Source organism: Oleiphilus sp. HI0067 (assembly GCF_001635735.1).
The window spans coordinates 1-1,174 of the sequence record NZ_LWFI01001672.1 but is presented as its reverse complement, the minus strand read 5'-3'; the positions used below and the strand labels follow the sequence as shown (position 1 = coordinate 1,174).

The 1,174-nt window shown below is 44.8% G+C and carries 1 protein-coding gene; it reads left to right on the top strand.

What is annotated here, in order from left to right; genetic code table 11:
- Nucleotides 1-75: 75 nt before the first annotated feature.
- A complete protein-coding gene (locus A3739_RS26835) occupies nucleotides 76-1,044 on the top strand; it encodes a fatty acid desaturase family protein (RefSeq protein WP_068477962.1) in 969 nt (322 codons plus the stop codon).
- The last annotated feature ends 130 nt before the right edge of the window (nucleotides 1,045-1,174 follow it).

Below are 1,174 nucleotides of genomic sequence, written 5' to 3'. Positions count from 1 at the left end.
TAATCAGATTACTAGCGTAGAGTAAGCGCCCCTGCGGGCCATCTTTACCTAGAACAAAAAGAATTGGGTGTTTAGATGTCGAAGCTTAGTTACAAACAGTTTTTAAATTCCGAAGAACTCAAAGAGTTCCGCAAGGCGAACGACTTGCATGCGCTTTGGATGTTTGCAGTCAATTGGGCCGTTATTGCTGCCTGTTTTGTAGTCTTTGCAGCAGAGGTTCATTGGTTATTTAAACTTGCTGCCTTATTTGTTTTAGGCGGCCGCCAGTTAGGCCTAGGCATCTTGATGCATGAGTGTGGTCACCAAGGTTTCTTTAGCAAGCTTTGGATGAATCGTTTCTTTGGGCATTGGTTTGCGGGGATGACCATGCTGGTACCCCTAGAGTTTTACCGCACTTACCATCTTATTCACCACTCCAAAACGGGTACGGATGACGACCCAGACGTCGGTAATATCAAACAATACCCAGTAACTGGGAGTAGCTTACGTCGCAAAATATTGCGCGATTTTACGGGTTTTTCTGGACTAAAAATGCTCTATGGTGTGTTGTTTTATGTCATGCCTAATCGTGCTGGTAATGCCGTTTCATTAGGGGTCAATCAAGATAGCGTTCAAAAAGGCGATGGTGTTGCTTTGCGCAATTTTCGCGACGCAATTGTGCTGCATGGTTCCTGGATTGCTGTGTTTACGGCTTTAGGCCATCCAGCTTTGTATCTTATGTGGTGGGTTGGTTATATCTTCTTTTATCCGTTTGTTATTCGTGTCCGTCAGATCGCAGAACATGGTGCCATGCCTGCACTGGCCTCTGACGATGTTCGTGATACGACGCGTACAACAATTGTTTCTTTGTGGGAACGTGCTTTCTTTGCACCTAACTTTGTGAACTTCCACTGTGAGCATCATTTCTTGCCGAGCGTGCCGAGTTACAACTTACCTCGCTTGCATCATGTTTTGAAAGAGCGTGGCTTTTATCAAGACAAACCAGAATCCTGTGTTGATACGGGAGGGTATCGAGAGATACTTCGCATCGCTAGCGCGGCTTAGTAAATTCAAACGACGCAGTATTTTTTCCGCAGTATTTTGACTCATACAAAGCTTGGTCAGCCTTATTGATGATGCTCAACTCAGTGTCATCATGCTGACCAATCGTTCCTCCAATACTTATAGTCACTTT

Excerpts from the sequence above, each read along its gene's own strand:
- A3739_RS26835 (WP_068477962.1), top strand. The coding sequence starts at position 76 with ATGTCGAAGCTTAGTTACAAACAGTTTTTAAATTCCGAAGAACTCAAA.